Annotated in this window: 14 protein-coding genes; 7 read left to right on the top strand and 7 right to left on the bottom strand. The window is 65.6% G+C overall.

Annotation, left to right across the window (positions count from 1 at the left end; all coding sequences use genetic code 11):
- Positions 1 to 3: 3 nt before the first annotated feature.
- From ACQY39_RS03750 to kdgR, 3 genes are all read left to right on the top strand, one after another.
- Positions 4 to 1,176 carry a pectinesterase family protein gene (locus ACQY39_RS03750; protein WP_428503548.1) on the top strand — a complete coding sequence of 391 codons (1,173 nt, stop codon included), beginning with the start codon at positions 4 to 6 and terminating at the stop codon, positions 1,174 to 1,176.
- Positions 1,173 to 2,477, top strand: coding sequence for a pectate lyase family protein (locus ACQY39_RS03745; protein WP_428503547.1), 1,305 nt, complete (start codon positions 1,173 to 1,175; stop codon positions 2,475 to 2,477). Before ACQY39_RS03750 ends, ACQY39_RS03745 begins: the two co-directional genes overlap by 4 nt.
- Positions 2,478 to 2,542: 65 nt before the next feature.
- Positions 2,543 to 3,370, top strand: coding sequence for a DNA-binding transcriptional regulator KdgR (kdgR, locus tag ACQY39_RS03740; protein WP_428503546.1), 828 nt, complete (start codon positions 2,543 to 2,545; stop codon positions 3,368 to 3,370).
- A 10-nt stretch (positions 3,371 to 3,380) separates the two neighbouring features.
- On the opposite strand, the gene ACQY39_RS03735 is transcribed toward kdgR, so the two are convergent.
- The 3 genes from ACQY39_RS03735 to ACQY39_RS03725 all read right to left on the bottom strand — a co-directional run bounded on the left by ACQY39_RS03735 (position 3,381) and on the right by ACQY39_RS03725 (position 5,775).
- Positions 3,381 to 3,614, bottom strand: coding sequence for a DUF2805 domain-containing protein (locus tag ACQY39_RS03735; RefSeq protein WP_263515962.1), 234 nt, complete (start codon positions 3,612 to 3,614; stop codon positions 3,381 to 3,383).
- A 29-nt stretch (positions 3,615 to 3,643) separates the two neighbouring features.
- A complete protein-coding gene (locus ACQY39_RS03730) occupies positions 3,644 to 4,201 on the bottom strand; it encodes an adenine phosphoribosyltransferase (RefSeq protein WP_428503545.1) in 558 nt (185 codons plus the stop codon).
- A gap of 83 nt (positions 4,202 to 4,284) precedes the next feature.
- Positions 4,285 to 5,775, bottom strand: a complete 1,491-nt coding sequence (locus tag ACQY39_RS03725; RefSeq protein ID WP_428503544.1) for a diguanylate cyclase domain-containing protein — start codon at positions 5,773 to 5,775, stop codon at positions 4,285 to 4,287.
- Between the two features lie 187 nt (positions 5,776 to 5,962).
- On the opposite strand from ACQY39_RS03725, the gene gshA reads away from it, so the two are divergent.
- Complete coding sequence (gshA, locus tag ACQY39_RS03720; protein ID WP_428503543.1) at positions 5,963 to 7,513, top strand: glutamate--cysteine ligase; 1,551 nt, start codon at positions 5,963 to 5,965, stop codon at positions 7,511 to 7,513.
- Positions 7,514 to 7,528: 15 nt separating this feature from the next.
- Here the strand turns inward: gshA and ACQY39_RS03715 are convergent, their stop codons facing one another.
- The 3 genes from ACQY39_RS03715 to ACQY39_RS03705 are packed head-to-tail and all read right to left on the bottom strand — an operon-like array spanning position 7,529 to position 9,132.
- Entirely contained in the window at positions 7,529 to 8,077 is a 549-nt protein-coding gene (locus tag ACQY39_RS03715; RefSeq protein ID WP_428503542.1) for a DUF2939 domain-containing protein, read from the bottom strand.
- 4 nt (positions 8,078 to 8,081) lie between these two features.
- On the bottom strand, positions 8,082 to 8,720 hold the full coding sequence (locus tag ACQY39_RS03710; RefSeq protein ID WP_428503541.1) for a LysE family translocator: 639 nt from the start codon (positions 8,718 to 8,720) through the stop codon (positions 8,082 to 8,084).
- A 58-nt stretch (positions 8,721 to 8,778) separates the two neighbouring features.
- Positions 8,779 to 9,132, bottom strand: coding sequence for a DUF3147 family protein (locus ACQY39_RS03705; RefSeq protein ID WP_428503540.1), 354 nt, complete (start codon positions 9,130 to 9,132; stop codon positions 8,779 to 8,781).
- A 141-nt stretch (positions 9,133 to 9,273) separates the two neighbouring features.
- On the opposite strand from ACQY39_RS03705, the gene ACQY39_RS03700 reads away from it, so the two are divergent.
- The 3 genes from ACQY39_RS03700 to ACQY39_RS03690 all read left to right on the top strand — a co-directional run bounded on the left by ACQY39_RS03700 (position 9,274) and on the right by ACQY39_RS03690 (position 12,040).
- On the top strand, positions 9,274 to 9,720 hold the full coding sequence (locus ACQY39_RS03700; RefSeq protein ID WP_428503539.1) for a GNAT family N-acetyltransferase: 447 nt from the start codon (positions 9,274 to 9,276) through the stop codon (positions 9,718 to 9,720).
- A gap of 338 nt (positions 9,721 to 10,058) precedes the next feature.
- The gene (locus tag ACQY39_RS03695; protein WP_428503538.1) at positions 10,059 to 10,544 is read left to right on the top strand and encodes a hypothetical protein; all 486 of its coding nucleotides are present in this window, start codon (positions 10,059 to 10,061) and stop codon (positions 10,542 to 10,544) included.
- Between the two features lie 236 nt (positions 10,545 to 10,780).
- Positions 10,781 to 12,040, top strand: coding sequence for a hypothetical protein (locus ACQY39_RS03690; protein WP_428503537.1), 1,260 nt, complete (start codon positions 10,781 to 10,783; stop codon positions 12,038 to 12,040).
- A 279-nt stretch (positions 12,041 to 12,319) separates the two neighbouring features.
- Here ACQY39_RS03690 and ACQY39_RS03685 read toward each other — a convergent pair whose 3' ends face one another.
- Complete coding sequence (locus ACQY39_RS03685; RefSeq protein WP_428503536.1) at positions 12,320 to 14,179, bottom strand: DUF885 domain-containing protein; 1,860 nt, start codon at positions 14,177 to 14,179, stop codon at positions 12,320 to 12,322.
- Between the last annotated feature and the right edge of the window lie 198 nt (positions 14,180 to 14,377).

Raw genomic sequence — 14,377 nt, 5'->3', positions numbered from 1 at the left:
GTCTTGTTCTCAGCGCGCGGTGCTGCAGCGCTGGCTCTGCTCGTCTTGGCCGGCAAGGCGCAAGCCAGCCCGGCTCTGCGCCCGCAGCTCCCCGATGCACAAGCCCGGCTGCACACCCGCGCCGCCCTCCTCGCAGATTGGCTGCCCGCAGCGGCCGCGCCACTCGCCGAGCTGCCCGCCCATTTCAGCGTGGCGGCCGACGGCAGCGGCAGCCACCGCAGCCTGCAAGCGGCCCTCGACGCCATCCCCTCGCGCAGCGCTGCGCCGGTGGCCGGTGCGCCGGCACGCTACTTCATCCGCCTGGCGCCGGGCCGCTACGTCGAGAACGTCTGCATCCACGACAAGCCGCCGCTGACGATCTACGGCGCCGGCCGCGAGCCCGGCGAGGTGCGCCTGGTGGCAGGCCGCTTTGCCGCCCAGCCGCGCGAAGCCGGCGGCGCCTCGCCCTGCTTTCCAGCCAGCAGCGCACCCCGCCACGGCACGGCCGGCAGCGCCAGCGTGGCCGTGTTCAGCGACGAGGTCACGCTGCGCCAACTCAGCATCGTCAACAGCGCCCTGGACGGCGTGCGCGCTGGCCAGGGCTACCCGCCCGAGGTGGGCGAGGGCGGCGGCGCCCAGGCCGTGGCCTTGATGACGCGCGGTGACCGCATTGAGCTGGACCGGGTTCAGCTCTGGGGCCATCAGGACACCTTCTATGCCAGCCGCCGCCGTGAGGGTGAGGGCTTAAGCCGCGTCTGGGTGCATGACAGCCTGATCGCCGGCGACGTCGATTTCATCTTCGGCGATGCCCGCCTGCTGCTGGAGCGCTGCACCGTGCTCAGCCGCGCCGGGCGGCGCACGCCGGGCGAGGGCGGCATCGTGCTGGCGCCGAGCACGGCGGCGAAGGAGCCCATCGGCTTCCTCGTGCAGGACAGCCGCTTCCTGGCCGAAGCCGGTCTGGCGCCGGGCAGCGTCTGGCTCGGCCGCGCCTGGGACCAGGGCGTGGCCAAGGGCGAGTGGCGCGCCGGCCCGGCGGTACCGAATGGCCTGGCCGTGGTGCGCGAAAGCCGCATCGGCGCCCACATCCACGCCCGGCGCGAGGGCGTCTGGGGCCCCTCCACCGCGCGCCGGCCGCACCGGACCGAGGGCGCCGCAGCGAACCGCCTGTTCGAACACCGCAACCAGGATCTGCCATGAAGCCCCTCCGCCGCAGCCTTCTTCTCATCCTGCCGGCCTGCACCTTGATCGCTTGCAGCGTCCTGCCGGTCGAGCGAGCCAACACCGAACTCAGCCCCTGGGCCCGCAGCGTGCTGGCGCCTGGCGACGGCTGGGCCTCCTTGAACGGCGGCACGCGCGGTGGCGCCGATGCCGCCGCAGCCGATGTGGTCACCGTCAGCAGCCGCAGCGAGTTGCTGGCCGCATTGGCCGGCCCGGCCCGGCCGCGCATCATCCAGGTGCGCGGGCGCATCGACCTCAGCGCCGATGCCCAGGGCCGGCCGCTGCAGGCCGAAGACTTCCGCGACCCCGCCTTCAGCTGGCCCGCCTACGAGGCTGCCTACGCCCCGTCCACCTGGGGCAAGGTGCCACCGAGCGGGCCGCAGGAAGAGGCGCGGCTGCGCTCGGCACGCCGGCAATCGGCCCACACCACGGTGCGCATTCCGTCCGACACCACCCTGGTCGGCCTGGGCCCGGACGCCGGCTTCAAGAACGGCATGCTGCTGCTGGACGGGGTGCAGAACATCATCGTGCGCGGCCTGCATCTCTCCGATGCCTACGACTTTTTCCCCGCCTGGGACCCCAAGGACAATGCCAGCGGCGAGTGGAACTCCGAATACGACAACCTCTCGCTGCGCGGGGCGCGCCGGGTCTGGGTGGACCACTGCACCTTTGACGACGGCGAACGCCCCGACCGCACCGAGCGCTGGGCCCTGGGCCGGCCCATGCAGCACCACGACGGCCTGCTGGACATCACCCAGCAATCCGATCTGGTGACGGTCAGCTGGAGCCATTTCCGCGACCACGACAAGACCCATCTGATCGGCAGCAGCGACAGCCGCAGCGAAGACGCCGGCCATCTGCGCGTCAGCTTCCACCACAACCACTGGGAGCGCACCCAGGCGCGCACACCGCGCGTGCGCTACGGCCAGGTGCACCTCTACAACAATCTGTTCAGCGTGCCGGACCTGAAGGCCTATGACTACAGCATCGGCGTGGGCGTGCATTCGCGCGTCCTCAGCGAGGCCAATGTCTGGCGCAGCGCGCCGGGCCTGTCGAGCCGGCAGCTGGTGAAGTGGTGGAAGGGCCAGCATTTCGCCGACCGCGGCTCCTTGCACAACGGCCAGCCGCTGGACCTGCTGGCCGAACTGCGCGCGGCCAACCCGGGCGCGGTGATTTCCAGTGACCTGGGCTGGCAGCCCCTCGTGGCCGCGCCGGTCGAGCCGGCCGATCAGGTCGAAGGCCGGGTGCGCGCCGGAGCGGGGGCCGGGCTAGCCCGGTAGAGCGCAAACGCCAAGCCGTGGACAATCCACTTCAAATGAAACACCAGCCCGGGGAAAACAAAACAATGGATGACGATTCAGTCGACAGCGGCGGCAAGCAGCCCGAATCGGTGGCCGCGGTGCTCAAGGTGTTTGCCATCCTGCAAGCCTTGTCAGAGCGCAGCGAAACCGGCATCTCCGAGCTGTCGGTGCGCCTGGCCATGCCCAAGGCCACGGTCTACCGTTTCCTGCAGACCATGATGACCCTGGGCTATGTGCGCCAGCAGGCCGACAGCGAGCGCTACGGCCTGAGCATGAAAGCCTTCGAGCTGGGCGCCAAGGCGCTGCAATACCCCGACCTGGTGGACCTGGCCAAGCACCACATGCAAATGCTGGCCGACAAGACCGGCGAGACTGTGCACCTGGGCACCTTGATCGACAGCGAGATCATCTATGTGCACAAGATCGACTCGCGCCACACCCTGGGCATGTATTCCAAGGTCGGCCGCCGCGCGCCCCTGCACTGCACTGCCATCGGCAAGGTGCTGCTGGCCTGGGAACACCCGGAGCGACGCGAGCGCATCCTCGACGGCGCCGAGTTCAAGCGCTTCCGCGACAAGACCATCGTCGAACGCGGCCCCTATCTGGCCGAGCTGGAGCGCGTGCGTGCCCAGGGCTTCGGTGAAGACCGCGAAGAGTTCGACGACCACATCCGCTGCCTGGGCATCCCCATCTTCGACCGGCTGAACCAGCCGATCGCGGGCATGAGCATCTCTTTCCCGACCTTCCGCTACGACGAGGAGAAGGCGCCGGAGATCATCGCCATGCTGACCACCGCCAGCCGCGACATCTCGACCCGGCTGGGCTGCACCAAGTTCCCGCTGGACCCGCCGGCACCGGCCGGGCGAGGCTGAGACTGCTGATTTACTTGCCGTAAGGCCACTGGGCCTTACGCGTCGGCGCCTTGGCGCTCTTGCCTTGGGCGGCCCACATCTTGTAGGCGGTCGAGGTCAGCTCGCGCTTCATCAGCTGCACCAGCTCGCCCTGGCCGAGTCCATGCTCCATCAGCACCTTGCTGTAGGGCGGTTGGTCGGTCCAGGCGGTGGCGATGACGCGCTTGATTTCTTCAGCGCTGAGACGGGGGATGGGTTTTGCCATGGCGCGATTGTCCCTTGCTTGAGCCCGGTTCAGTGGCCGGCGAAGTCGACCAAAGTAAACAAAGGCAGCCCCGCCGCCCGCAACTGGGCCGAACCGCCCAGCTCCGGCAGGTCGACGATGGCGCCGCACTCCACCACTTCGGCGCCCAGGCGCTGCAGCAGCTTGGCGCCGGCGCCCATGGTGCCGCCGGTGGCGATCAGGTCGTCGATCAGCACCACGCGCTCGCCCCGGCGCACCGCGTCGGTGTGCATCTCGACCGTGGCGCTGCCGTATTCCAGCTCATAGGTTTCTTCCACCGTGGTGAAGGGCAGCTTGCCTTTCTTGCGGATGGGGATGAAGCCGATGTTCAGCTCATAGGCCAGCACCGAACCGATGATGAAGCCGCGCGCATCAAGCCCGGCGATGGCATCAGGCTTACGATCGAAATAACGGTGCACGAATTGGTCGATCAGTACCCGGAACACACGCGGGTTAGACAGCAGAGGCGTGATGTCGCGGAACTGCACGCCGGCGCTGGGCCAATCGGGCACGGTGCGGATGTGGCTGCGCAGATAGGCGCAGACCGAAGCGTCGACAGAGGTGGGCATGGCCAGATGATCCAGAGGGCGGGAGAGCCCAATGGTAGCGAACGGGCGGGTGAGCAGCAGGCTTGGGGCTCAGGCCGCCCCGTTCAAGCGGCCCGATTCAAAGGCGCGCTGACCAGACGGGCACGGCCGTTCTGCTTGGCGGCGTAGAGCGCGGCATCGGCCTGCTCGACCAGGCGCAAGGGGCTGGCATGGGCCTCAGCCACGCAGGCCGCCACGCCAATGCTCAGGCTCAGGCTGCGCCGCAGGGGCGAGGCGGCGTGCTCGATGGCAGCCAAGCGCAGGCTGTCCAAGCAGCGCTGGGCCAGGGTCTGGGCTTCGGCCACATCGGTGTCGGGCAGCAGCAGCACAAACTCTTCGCCGCCAAAGCGGCAGACCGTGCCGCCGCCGCGGCCCACGCAGGTGTGCAAGAGCTCGGCCACGCGGCGCAAGGTCTCGTCGCCGGCGATATGGCCGTAGTGGTCGTTGTATTGCTTGAAGTGGTCGATGTCGACCATCAAGCAGGCCAGGCTGCGGCCTTCACTGGCGCTGTTCAGCCATTCCTGCTGCAGCAGGTGGTCGAAATGGCGGCGGTTGCCGACACCGGTCAGGCCGTCGGTGGTGGACTGGCGCGCCAGCTGGGCATTGGCCAGCTGCAGCGCGACTTCCTGGCGTTTGCGCTCGGTCAGGTCGGTGATGATGCAGACAAAACGGTGGGTGGTGTCGGTGCGCACCTCGGCCATATTGAGCTGCAGGGTCAGTTCTTGCCCGTCGCGGCGGCGCGTGCTCAGCTCACGTGATTCGCCCAGCAGCTCGGCCGGGCTCTCGCCCATGCAGATGCCGAAGAGCAGGTCGATGTGGCTGCCACGCAGCTCGGCGGCGCGGAAGCCGAACAAGCGTTCGGCGGCCGGGTTGAGCTCCAGCACATGGCCTTCGGTGTCCAGGGTCAGCACGCCGTTCGGCGCCGCCTGCACAAAAGCCTTGAGGTGGGCTTGGCTGGCGGCCAGGCGCTGTTGCTCCAGGATCAGGTCGCTGACATCAAGACGCACACCGACCGTACCGCCCGAGGGCGTGCGGCGCTCGAAGATGCGCAGCCAGCGGCCGTCGCTGAGGCGTTGCAGCAGCGCTTCCTGGCCACGCGCACGGTCGGCGAAGCGCTCGGCCAGCCAGGCTTCCTCGCGGCCCACGGCGGCCGGGATCGCGCCTTCGCGCACCGAGCGGCGCACCAGCGCTTCGAAGCTGTCCCCGCGCTGGAAGGCCTGAACCATATGCGGGTAGTTGGCGGCCAGCTGCTTGTTGTAGGCGACCAGGCGGTCGTCCTGATCAAAGATTTCGACGCTGGCCGGCAAGGCATCGATGGCCTCCTCCAGGCTGCGATTGGCGGCCCGAATTCGCTCACGCGCGCGCCGCAGGGCCAAGGTGGCCAGGGCCGCCAGCAAGAGATTGACCACCAGGCTGGCCTCGGCCAAGCCGGGCAGCCAGGACGTTTCGGCATCGCTGAGCCGGTCGAACCAGAGCACCGCGACCTGCAAAGCCAGGGCGAGGATGACGGTCAGGGGCAGCCAGCGGATGGCGGCGTCGGCGTTGCGTGCTTTCATGCGAGGGCGCAGCGTAGCGCAGAGCCCAGCGCAGCGGCAGCCCTGCCTGTGGGGGAGCGGGAAAACCCGATGTGGGCGGGCCAACTTACGGCCTTAACACAAGTTCGGCTTGAGCCCGGCGCGGGCAGAATTCACGGCGCTCTGTTACTGTGCGCGACTGCACAGAGGGTGATTGGGGACATACAAAATGAGCGAAGCAAACAAGCGCCTGGAGCATTTGACTCGGGCGGACTTGCTGGGCATACGCCGGGGCATCGAGAAAGAAAGCCTGCGCGCGCGCCCGGGCGGTCAGTTGGCACTCACGCCCCACCCGGCGGCCCTGGGCTCAGCCCTGACCCACCCCCACATCACCACCGACTTCAGCGAATCCCAGGTCGAGCTGATCACCGGCGTGCACGCCGGCGTGGACAGCTGCCTGCTGGAATTGACCGAGGTGCACCAGGCTGTCTACCAGACCCTGCACGAAATGAGCTGTTGCGGCCAAAGCAGCGAGGAAGAACGGCTCTGGGTCGGCTCCATGCCCTGCGGCCTGCCCACCGACGAGACCATCCCCCTGGGCCGCTACGGCCACTCCAATGTCGGCCGCAGCAAGAGCGTCTACCGCATGGGACTGGGCCAGCGCTACGGCCGGCGCATGCAGACGATCTCGGGCATCCACTACAACTGGTCCCTGCCCGGCGTCAGCAGCGAGCAGTACTTCGCCCTGATCCGCAATTTCCGTCGCCACTCCTTTTTGCTGCTGTACCTCTTCGGCGCCTCGCCGGCCCTGTGCTCCAGCTTTGTGCAGGGGCGCCAGCATGAGCTGCAGTCGCTCAATGGCGGCACGCTCTACATGCCGCATGGCACCTCGCTGCGCATGGGCCGCCTGGGCTACCAGAGCGATGCCCAGGCCTCGCTGGCGGTCAGCTACAACTGCCTGGAAAGCTATGCCGATTCATTGCAAGAAGCGCTGACGCGGCCGTATCCGGCCTATGAGGCCATCGGCGTGCAGAACCCCGGCGGCGACTACAACCAGCTCAGCACCAGCCTGCTGCAGATCGAGAACGAGTTCTACGGCACCATCCGGCCCAAGCGCGTGATCCGCTCGGGCGAGCGCCCCCTGCATGCGCTGCGCGAGCGCGGCGTCGAGTATGTAGAAGTGCGCTGCATGGACCTCGACCCCTTTGTGCCGGTGGGCATCGCCGCCCAGACCGTGCGCTTCCTGGACGTCTTCCTCTTGCACTGCCTGCTCAGCGACAGCCCGCCGGACACCCCCGAAGAGATCCGCGCCCTGGGCCAGAACCAGCACCTGGTGGCCGCACGCGGCCGCGAGCCGGGCCTGCGCCTGCAAACCCCGGACGGTGGCAGCCGCACGCTGCAGGACTGGGGCACGGAGCTGCTGGAAGCCTGCGCGCCCATGGCGGCCGCGCTCGATGCCGCCCATGGAGGCGAGGACTACCGCGCCGCCTTGGACGCCGCCCGCCAGACCCTGGCCGAGCCCGACAGCACCCCGTCGGCCCGCGTGCTGGCGGCCATGGCCGAGCGCTTTGACAACTCCTACGTCGGCTTTGTCCGCCAGCAGTCCGAGGCCACCCGCGCCCTGATGCTGGACCTGCCCTACAGCGCCGAGCTGGCGCAGCGCTTCGCCGAGCAAGCCGCCGCCTCACTGGCGGAGCAGGCGCGCATCGAACAAGCGGACACCTTGCCGTTTGAGGCCTACCGCCAGCAATACCTGGCGCCGGAGCGCATGGAAGTTTGAGCTCGGCCCTCGGGCTCAGGGCAGGCGCAACTCGGCAATCTGCCAGCCGAACAAGCCCTGGCGATGCAGGACCAGCTCGACCGGCTCTTCGTCTTCGCCCGCCTGGCGGATGCTGAAGACAAAACGCTGCGGGTGTTCATAACCCATCGCCGTCTCGACCCGGGGCGGCGGCACGGCCGCTTCGCTGCCTTGCGGGCGCGGCAGGGCCGCACTGGCGGGCGGCACGCCCTGCAGCAAGCGAGCCAGGCTGGCCGGGGTGATCAGGGCATCGACCATGGGGCCCAACAAGGCACTGGCCACGGCCGCGCCCATGGCGCGCGCCGGGCTGGGCGGCTCCGCCGAACCAGGGCTGCGCGGGCCGACCAGACGCTGTTGCACCCCAAGCTTGACGCTGGCGCGCAGGCTGGGAAAGTCAACCCAGGCGGCCAGGGCCGCACCATCGCGGACGCCAGCCGCCTGGCGCATCTGCAGCAGAGCCAGATAGGGGCTGGCATAGAGCAGCAGGCCGAATACAAGAGCCGCGCCCCACAAGAGGCGTTGAGTGTTGAAGCGGGCCATGGCCATGGTTTCAGCGCTCGGTCAGGGCCAGCTTGAGGCCAAAACCCAGGAACAAGGCGCCGATGGCCCGGTTCAACCAGCTCACCACACGCCGACTGGCGCTGATGCGCCGGCTGGCCTGCGCCGTGGACCAGGCCAGAAAATGGCACCAGAGCATGCCGTTGACATTGAAGACCAGGCCCAGAAAGACAAAGGCCAGCGGTTTGCTGGCGGCATCGGGCGCGATGAACTGAGGCACAAAAGCCAGGAAGAACAGCGCCACCTTGGGGTTCAGCACATTGGTCAGCAAGCCCTGGAGATAGATGCTGCGCAAAGGCCGTGGCGTGGGTAGCGCCGGCGCTTGATCGCTCGATTCGGGCGCGGCACGCTTGAGCAGCAAGCCCAGGCCCATATAGACCAGGTAAGCGGCGCCCAGGAGCTTGACCAGACCAAAGGCCCAGCTCGAAGCCGCCATCAAGGCCGACAGGCCCAGGGCCGCCGCCAGCACATGAACAAAGGTCCCCGTGCCGATACCGAGCGCGGCCGCCGAGCCCGCACGCCAACCCTGGCTGGCACTGCGCGCCATGATGAGCAGGGAATCCGGGCCCGGCGCGACATTGAGCAGCAGGCCGGAGATGATGAAGAGGGTCAGGTCTTGAGTGCCGAACATGAGCGAGCCGACAGGTCAGTGCAAATGAAGCGCCAGCTTAATGCAGCGGCGGCTCGCCTCACAGCAGCTCCACCCCAAAACGCCGCATCAGCACGGCGAACGCCACAAAGCACAGCAGGGCAAACAAGGCGCTGAGCAGCAAGGCCGGCCAAAAACCCAGGCGCGCCAGCAGGGCCGGGAAGAGCAGAAACATGGGCAGGGTCGGCAGCACGTACCAGAAGGTGTAGCGCGCGTGGTTGGCGATCTTGTCCATGGGCTGCTGCTCCAGCTGCAACCAGATCAGGGTCAGCAAGGTGACCAAGGGCAGGGCGGCGATCAGGCCGCCGAGCCTGTCATTACGCCGGGCGAACTCCGACACCGCCACCACCACCGCGGCCGTGGCGAGATACTTGATCAAGAGCCAGCTGTTCATCGGTCCAGTGTAGGCGTGCCGCATGACTTCCTGTGCCGCCACAATCCGCCGCCTAGGATGGGCTCATGCGCCGGCACCTTGCCATGTAGCGCGCATCAGCCACCGCGCCGGCTACAGCTATTTCGAAACCAAGTGATCCCCATGACTGAAAACAACAGCACACCCCCCTGCCTGCTGCGCCAGGCCTTGCGCAGCGACATCCCTGGCATGCACCGGGTGCGCCGAGCCGTGCGCGAGAACCCATTGACCAGCGATGTGATCCGCGAAGAGCACTACATCCCCGCGATCGAGAGCACCGGCCGCGGCTGGGTGGTCGAGGAAGCCGGGGAAGTGCGCGCCTTTGCCGTGGGCAATGGCCAAACCGGCAATATCTGGGCCTTGTTCGTGGACCCCAAACACGAAGGCCGCGGCTTCGGCCGCCAGTTGCAGGCCGTCATGGTGGACTGGCTGTTCAGCGAGGGCCTGGAGCGCCTGAACCTGGGCACCGCACCGGGCACCCGCGCCGAGGCCTTCTATCGGGCTACGGGTTGGACCTACCTGGGCATCGACGCCGATGGTGAGGCGAGCTTTGAGATGCGGCGGCTCTAACGCCGAACCTCAACGCCTTGGGTTCTGCCTTGCCATGCTGAACAAGGCACAGGCGGGTTCGATCCAGGCCGCAGACCGGCTGACCCTGGTCTTGCGCCCAAATTCTTCTACGTGCCCACTGAGTTGGCGCTGCAGTCGCTAGTGCGATCGATCTGATGCTGTGGAGCGGAGGTGAAGCGAGTTGTCTGTTATTGGATTGAGCCTGCCGCTGACCCAGAAATGCAGGCGATGGCGGATGGCAGCTCTGCTGCGCTAAGAATCTGTGGCCAGCACGCGGATCGATTGCTCAAATGTTGGGCAGAATTCGTCAACGATCCGCATACAACCAAGTTAGACCCATGCGCTCTCTCCCACCAGTCGTCGGCGGCATTGAAGGCAATCACCTGAAGCTTCAAAAGCTCGAGGGTGTTGATTTTGAGTTCCTTGGCTACTTGCTGAGCTGTCATCTGGTGATCGAGCATTACCTCGATGAGTTCCTCATGACGCTCGGTACTCGTTTGAAGTGGGAGGCTGCAAGGCTAACGTTTTCCCAAAAATGCTCGCTGTTCCCGCCGTCGGTATTCCCCCGCGGAGCAGAAACCATTGCAGCTATCAAGCACCTAAACAGCTTGAGAAACAAGGTGGCACACAACATCAAAGCGAGAGCGACTGATCTTGACTTTCAACCCTTCAGATCGTTTCTTGCCGCTGCCTACGACGGTAGGCAAGAAGTTCCCGTTGAACCAATGGCGGTGTTAGAGGACTTCACATCGCTTGTTTGCAGTGGGTTCGCTGGTTGGGTCGCCAGTGATGCATATCGCACCACTTGGAGGCACGAGCGTTGAAGGCCAATAAGAAGGAATGGCGACAGGGCGGAAGCCAAGAGATGACGGTATTTCAAATATCGCGCCCAGACGGAAACTTGGAGGCTGTTGCCGAAACTTATGTCAGGCTGTCATAGCGCGGAACGCCAGCGGCACTAGTCGAACAAGTTGCTGACCGCGTGCTGTCCAACCTTTCGCTCCCGCGGACGGCTGCGCCGACCGCTGAGCCTTGACGTTACACCTCATCGAGAAAAGAAATGGGACCCATTGCGCTTTTTGACAAATCATTCCTCCAGTCGCTCACTGTCGATGAGGCTGTGTGGTTTGATCACTTTTTCATGCCAGTGGTTTGCCCAATCTTCTTTGTTGAAACGCTCGCCGATCTGACAAAGCAGCCAAGGGCAGGATCTACGAGGACCCCTCAAGACGAAGTACGCATACTTGCCGATAAGTCGCCTGTCATGTCTGCATCACCATGCGTACATCACATGCACTTGGCAATATCGAATCTACTTGGTCACCCGGCACCGCAGCTCGGCCAAGTCCCTCTTGCTGGAGGTCGTCCGGTCAGAAACAAAGATGGCAAACCGGGGGTTGTCTTCGAAAACTCTCCCGAGGCCGAATCATTTTCTCGTTGGCAACGAAGCGAGTTCTTTGAGGTCGAGCGAGATACAGCATCGTCGTGGCGCGCCATGTTGGCAAGCCTGAATCTGCCTGAGGTCGCTCAAGGCATGCGCCAGCTCGGCATCACGCCAAAGACTTGCAAATCAATTAAAGAGGCCTATGGCATTGCAGCAGGCCTTGTGCATTCGCGCGCAGAACCGGAAGTGCAAGTTGGATTGTTGTTCTCATTTCTAAACGTACCGGCTCACCTGAGAGGGCGAATTCTTCACACGTGGTCCTCCGCTGGATTCCCGCCGCTTGCCTCCCATGCCCCATTTGCTGCGCATGTGCTGACAGTGGAGCTTTTCTTCCAAATTGCCCTTGCCGCCAACCTTATCTCCACAGAGCGCGCATCAAACAGAGCAGACATTGCGTATCTCTTTTATCTGCCTTTTTGCCACCTGTTTGTCTCCGGAGACAAGCTCCATCAACGCTGCGCCCCCACATTCCTTACAACGAAGCAAGACTTTCTTTGGGGGCCAGACCTCAAAGCCGCACTGACCGCTATCAATCAACAGTTATCGTCAACCACGGAAGCTGAACGGCAACAAGGTCTCCATAAGCTCGCGCCAAGGCCTCCAGGCGACGCAAGCAATCTCGTGGTTGCAATGTGGGAAAAGCATCACCGCATGCCTAGCGACCAACCGCCAAGCCCCGCACTTACCCCAGAAGCTGAGCGTAAGCTGGTCGAACACCTCAAGTCTTTCGCAAAAGCGCCTGACGCACCGGAAGTGGCATCTATCCCAGTCGATGAGCTTGAAAGTGTGGCAATCGAGAGGCTTGTCCCACCAAAGCGCGGGTCTTGGTGGGTCATCCCCAAGGCCGTTGCAGACAAAGAGCAGGAGCGCGAATGAGGTCTAACTGTCGGTTCAACGCGGACGCCAACATGGGCCATCACTTCGCGATTTTGATGGCCCATGTTGGTACCCTCCGCACTCAGTGCTCCGACGCCCAGCCCAACGGGGTCAGACCTTAAATTTCAAGGGGATTCAGGTTTGCAAGCCTGACCCCATACAGGCATCGCCTGACGCCAGCAGTTCAGACGAGTCCATCCATCACTCGTGTGCGAGCCCGGAAAGAAGCCTTCACAAGCCATTGGCGAGCCAGGCTGACAAAGCCCAGCCCGCCACGACTCACGGCTTCGCCGCCTTGGCCGCCTTCAACATCGCCTCACTGACCACCTTGACCGGCGCGCTGCCGTAGCTGAGGAAGTTCTCATGGAAGGCCTTGAGCTTGAAAGCCGGGCCCTGGGCGGCCTTGAGCTGCTCGCGCAAAGCAAGTATTTCCGAGAAGCCCGCGAAGTAACTGCTCAGCTGCACGGCGCTGACTTGGGAGCGGTGCCACTTTTCCTTGGCCTCGGTCTTGGCCTGGAAGGCTTCACGCTCGAGCAGCTGGATGGCCTCGGCCTCGCCCTGGCCCAGCACATGGGTCTGGTAGTCCAGGATGGCATTGCAGACCACGCGGAGGTTCCACTTTGCGTACATCAGGCCCATCTCGGGGCTGGGCTGGCCGTTGACGGAGCCCCAGCCGCTTTCCATCATCATGCGCTCGGCGTAGACCGCCCAGCCTTCGATCATGGCGCCGTTGCCGAACAGGCTCTTGACCTTGGAGCTGGACTTGTTCGAGTACAGCAGCTGCACATAGTGGCCCGGCACGGCTTCGTGAATGCTCAGCACCTGCAGGGTCCAGTGGTTGTACTCGCGCAGAAAGGACTCGGCCTCGGCCGGGCTGTACTTGTCCAGCGGGTCGACGTTGTAATACGTCATGCCCTTGGGATCCAGCGGGCCGGGCGCGCTGATCGAAGCGCCGGCCACGCCACGCATATACGCCGGGGTCTCGCGCACCAGCAGAGGGCGGCTCGGGTCCAGGGTCAGCAGGTCATGTGCGGTGACCCAGGCCGAAAGCGCGGGGATCTGCGCCTTGATCTCGTCCACAAAGCCCTCGGGCGTGGCGTGGCGCTCGCTGAGCTTGTCGATGACGCGGGCGATCAGGTCCAGGCGCTCCGTTGGCACGGCCACGCCGGGGAAGAGCTGGGGCCACAGGCCCAGGGCCAGCGCACCCATCTTCTGGTGCAGGGCGGCCTTTTCGGCCAGAGCGCGCTGGTAGAGGCCATCGGCATCGACGCTGGCCTGAATCTCATAGCCAAACGACTTCTCGAACAGCGCGCGGCCGAGGCGGAAATCACGGCCGCTGCCGGCCGCCGTCTGGCGTGCATCCAGGGCCTTGAGCTCGGCGATGAACTGCTCCAGGCTGCGCTGCGCGGCGGCGTTATGGCGCAGCAGGGCGGCCTGGCGTGCCGGCGCCAGCTTGGCCTTGGCGGCTGCCTCGGGGATGCTGCTGCGGAAGGTGTCGAGCGCACCTTCGCTCTGGCGGATGGCCAGACGCAGATGCATGGGGCTGGGTTCCTTGAGCTTGGCCAGGGCGGCGCGGTAGTAGGCCGGCACCTGCTGCAGGCGGCGCTCCACCAGGGCCAGGCGCTTCGGCAGGGGCGCGAAGTCCTCCTTGCTGAGCAGCTCGGAGAAGCCATTGGCGACGTTGTACTCGGAGGGGTTCCACTGGTCGCTGCGCAGCTCGCTCAAGCTCCACTGCAGGCCACGCAGGTGGTTGTCCAGCAGGGCCAGATCGCTGCGCTGGCCGGCGTCAAGCGCCAGCTTGGCGGGCAATGCTTGCAGGCGCTTCAACCAACGTTCGGCAAAGGCCAGCTGCGCCTGGCGCAAGGCCTCGGTCGGCGCAGGCAGTTGGGCTGCGGCCGCGTACTGGCCGGCGGCCACGGCCATCTCGGGCACCAGGCGCCAGTAGTCCTTCAGAAAGGCATCGACTTCCCGCTCGAAGGCTTGATGAGCAACGGCAGCCGGAGGGTGGGCCGCAGACGGCGCCTTCGCGGCCGCCTCAGCCGCCTCAGCCGCACCGGCCGGGGCCGCAGCCGAGAATGCCAGAACCAGACAAGCCACGAGGGTGCGCAGCGGCGGGCGTACAGGGAAGTTCGAGGTCATGGCAATCCATCCGTCTGTCCATCAATCAAGCGCTCGGTGATGAGCAATCCGGTCGGCAGTGTAGCCAGGGGCCGTTTCGAACGCCGGTCCCAAGGCGCCGCTTGCGCGCGGCCAGCGCACGGTCCGAGGCCGGGCTCGACGCGCACAGGCGAGATAATGCCCCCAGCCCGCCGATGCGCGGGCCGCAGACGATGGCGT

The sequence above is a fragment of the Roseateles sp. genome (genome assembly GCF_965262435.1).
Taxonomy (GTDB): domain Bacteria; phylum Pseudomonadota; class Gammaproteobacteria; order Burkholderiales; family Burkholderiaceae_C; genus Paucibacter_A.
The sequence above is the reverse complement of the archived record's forward strand: the minus strand, read 5'-3'. Positions and strand labels throughout refer to the sequence as shown.

Excerpts from the sequence above, each read along its gene's own strand:
- ACQY39_RS03745 (WP_428503547.1), top strand. The coding sequence starts at position 1,173 with ATGAAGCCCCTCCGCCGCAGCCTTCTTCTCATCCTGCCGGCCTGCACC.
- kdgR (WP_428503546.1), top strand. The coding sequence starts at position 2,543 with ATGGATGACGATTCAGTCGACAGCGGCGGCAAGCAGCCCGAATCGGTG.
- ACQY39_RS03735 (WP_263515962.1), bottom strand. The coding sequence starts at position 3,614 with ATGGCAAAACCCATCCCCCGTCTCAGCGCTGAAGAAATCAAGCGCGTC.
- ACQY39_RS03730 (WP_428503545.1), bottom strand. The coding sequence starts at position 4,201 with ATGCCCACCTCTGTCGACGCTTCGGTCTGCGCCTATCTGCGCAGCCAC.
- ACQY39_RS03725 (WP_428503544.1), bottom strand. The coding sequence starts at position 5,775 with ATGAAAGCACGCAACGCCGACGCCGCCATCCGCTGGCTGCCCCTGACC.
- gshA (WP_428503543.1), top strand. The coding sequence starts at position 5,963 with ATGAGCGAAGCAAACAAGCGCCTGGAGCATTTGACTCGGGCGGACTTG.
- ACQY39_RS03715 (WP_428503542.1), bottom strand. The coding sequence starts at position 8,077 with ATGGCCATGGCCCGCTTCAACACTCAACGCCTCTTGTGGGGCGCGGCT.
- ACQY39_RS03710 (WP_428503541.1), bottom strand. The coding sequence starts at position 8,720 with ATGTTCGGCACTCAAGACCTGACCCTCTTCATCATCTCCGGCCTGCTG.
- ACQY39_RS03705 (WP_428503540.1), bottom strand. The coding sequence starts at position 9,132 with ATGAACAGCTGGCTCTTGATCAAGTATCTCGCCACGGCCGCGGTGGTG.
- ACQY39_RS03700 (WP_428503539.1), top strand. The coding sequence starts at position 9,274 with ATGACTGAAAACAACAGCACACCCCCCTGCCTGCTGCGCCAGGCCTTG.
- ACQY39_RS03695 (WP_428503538.1), top strand. The coding sequence starts at position 10,059 with ATGCGCTCTCTCCCACCAGTCGTCGGCGGCATTGAAGGCAATCACCTG.
- ACQY39_RS03690 (WP_428503537.1), top strand. The coding sequence starts at position 10,781 with ATGGGACCCATTGCGCTTTTTGACAAATCATTCCTCCAGTCGCTCACT.
- ACQY39_RS03685 (WP_428503536.1), bottom strand. The coding sequence starts at position 14,179 with ATGACCTCGAACTTCCCTGTACGCCCGCCGCTGCGCACCCTCGTGGCT.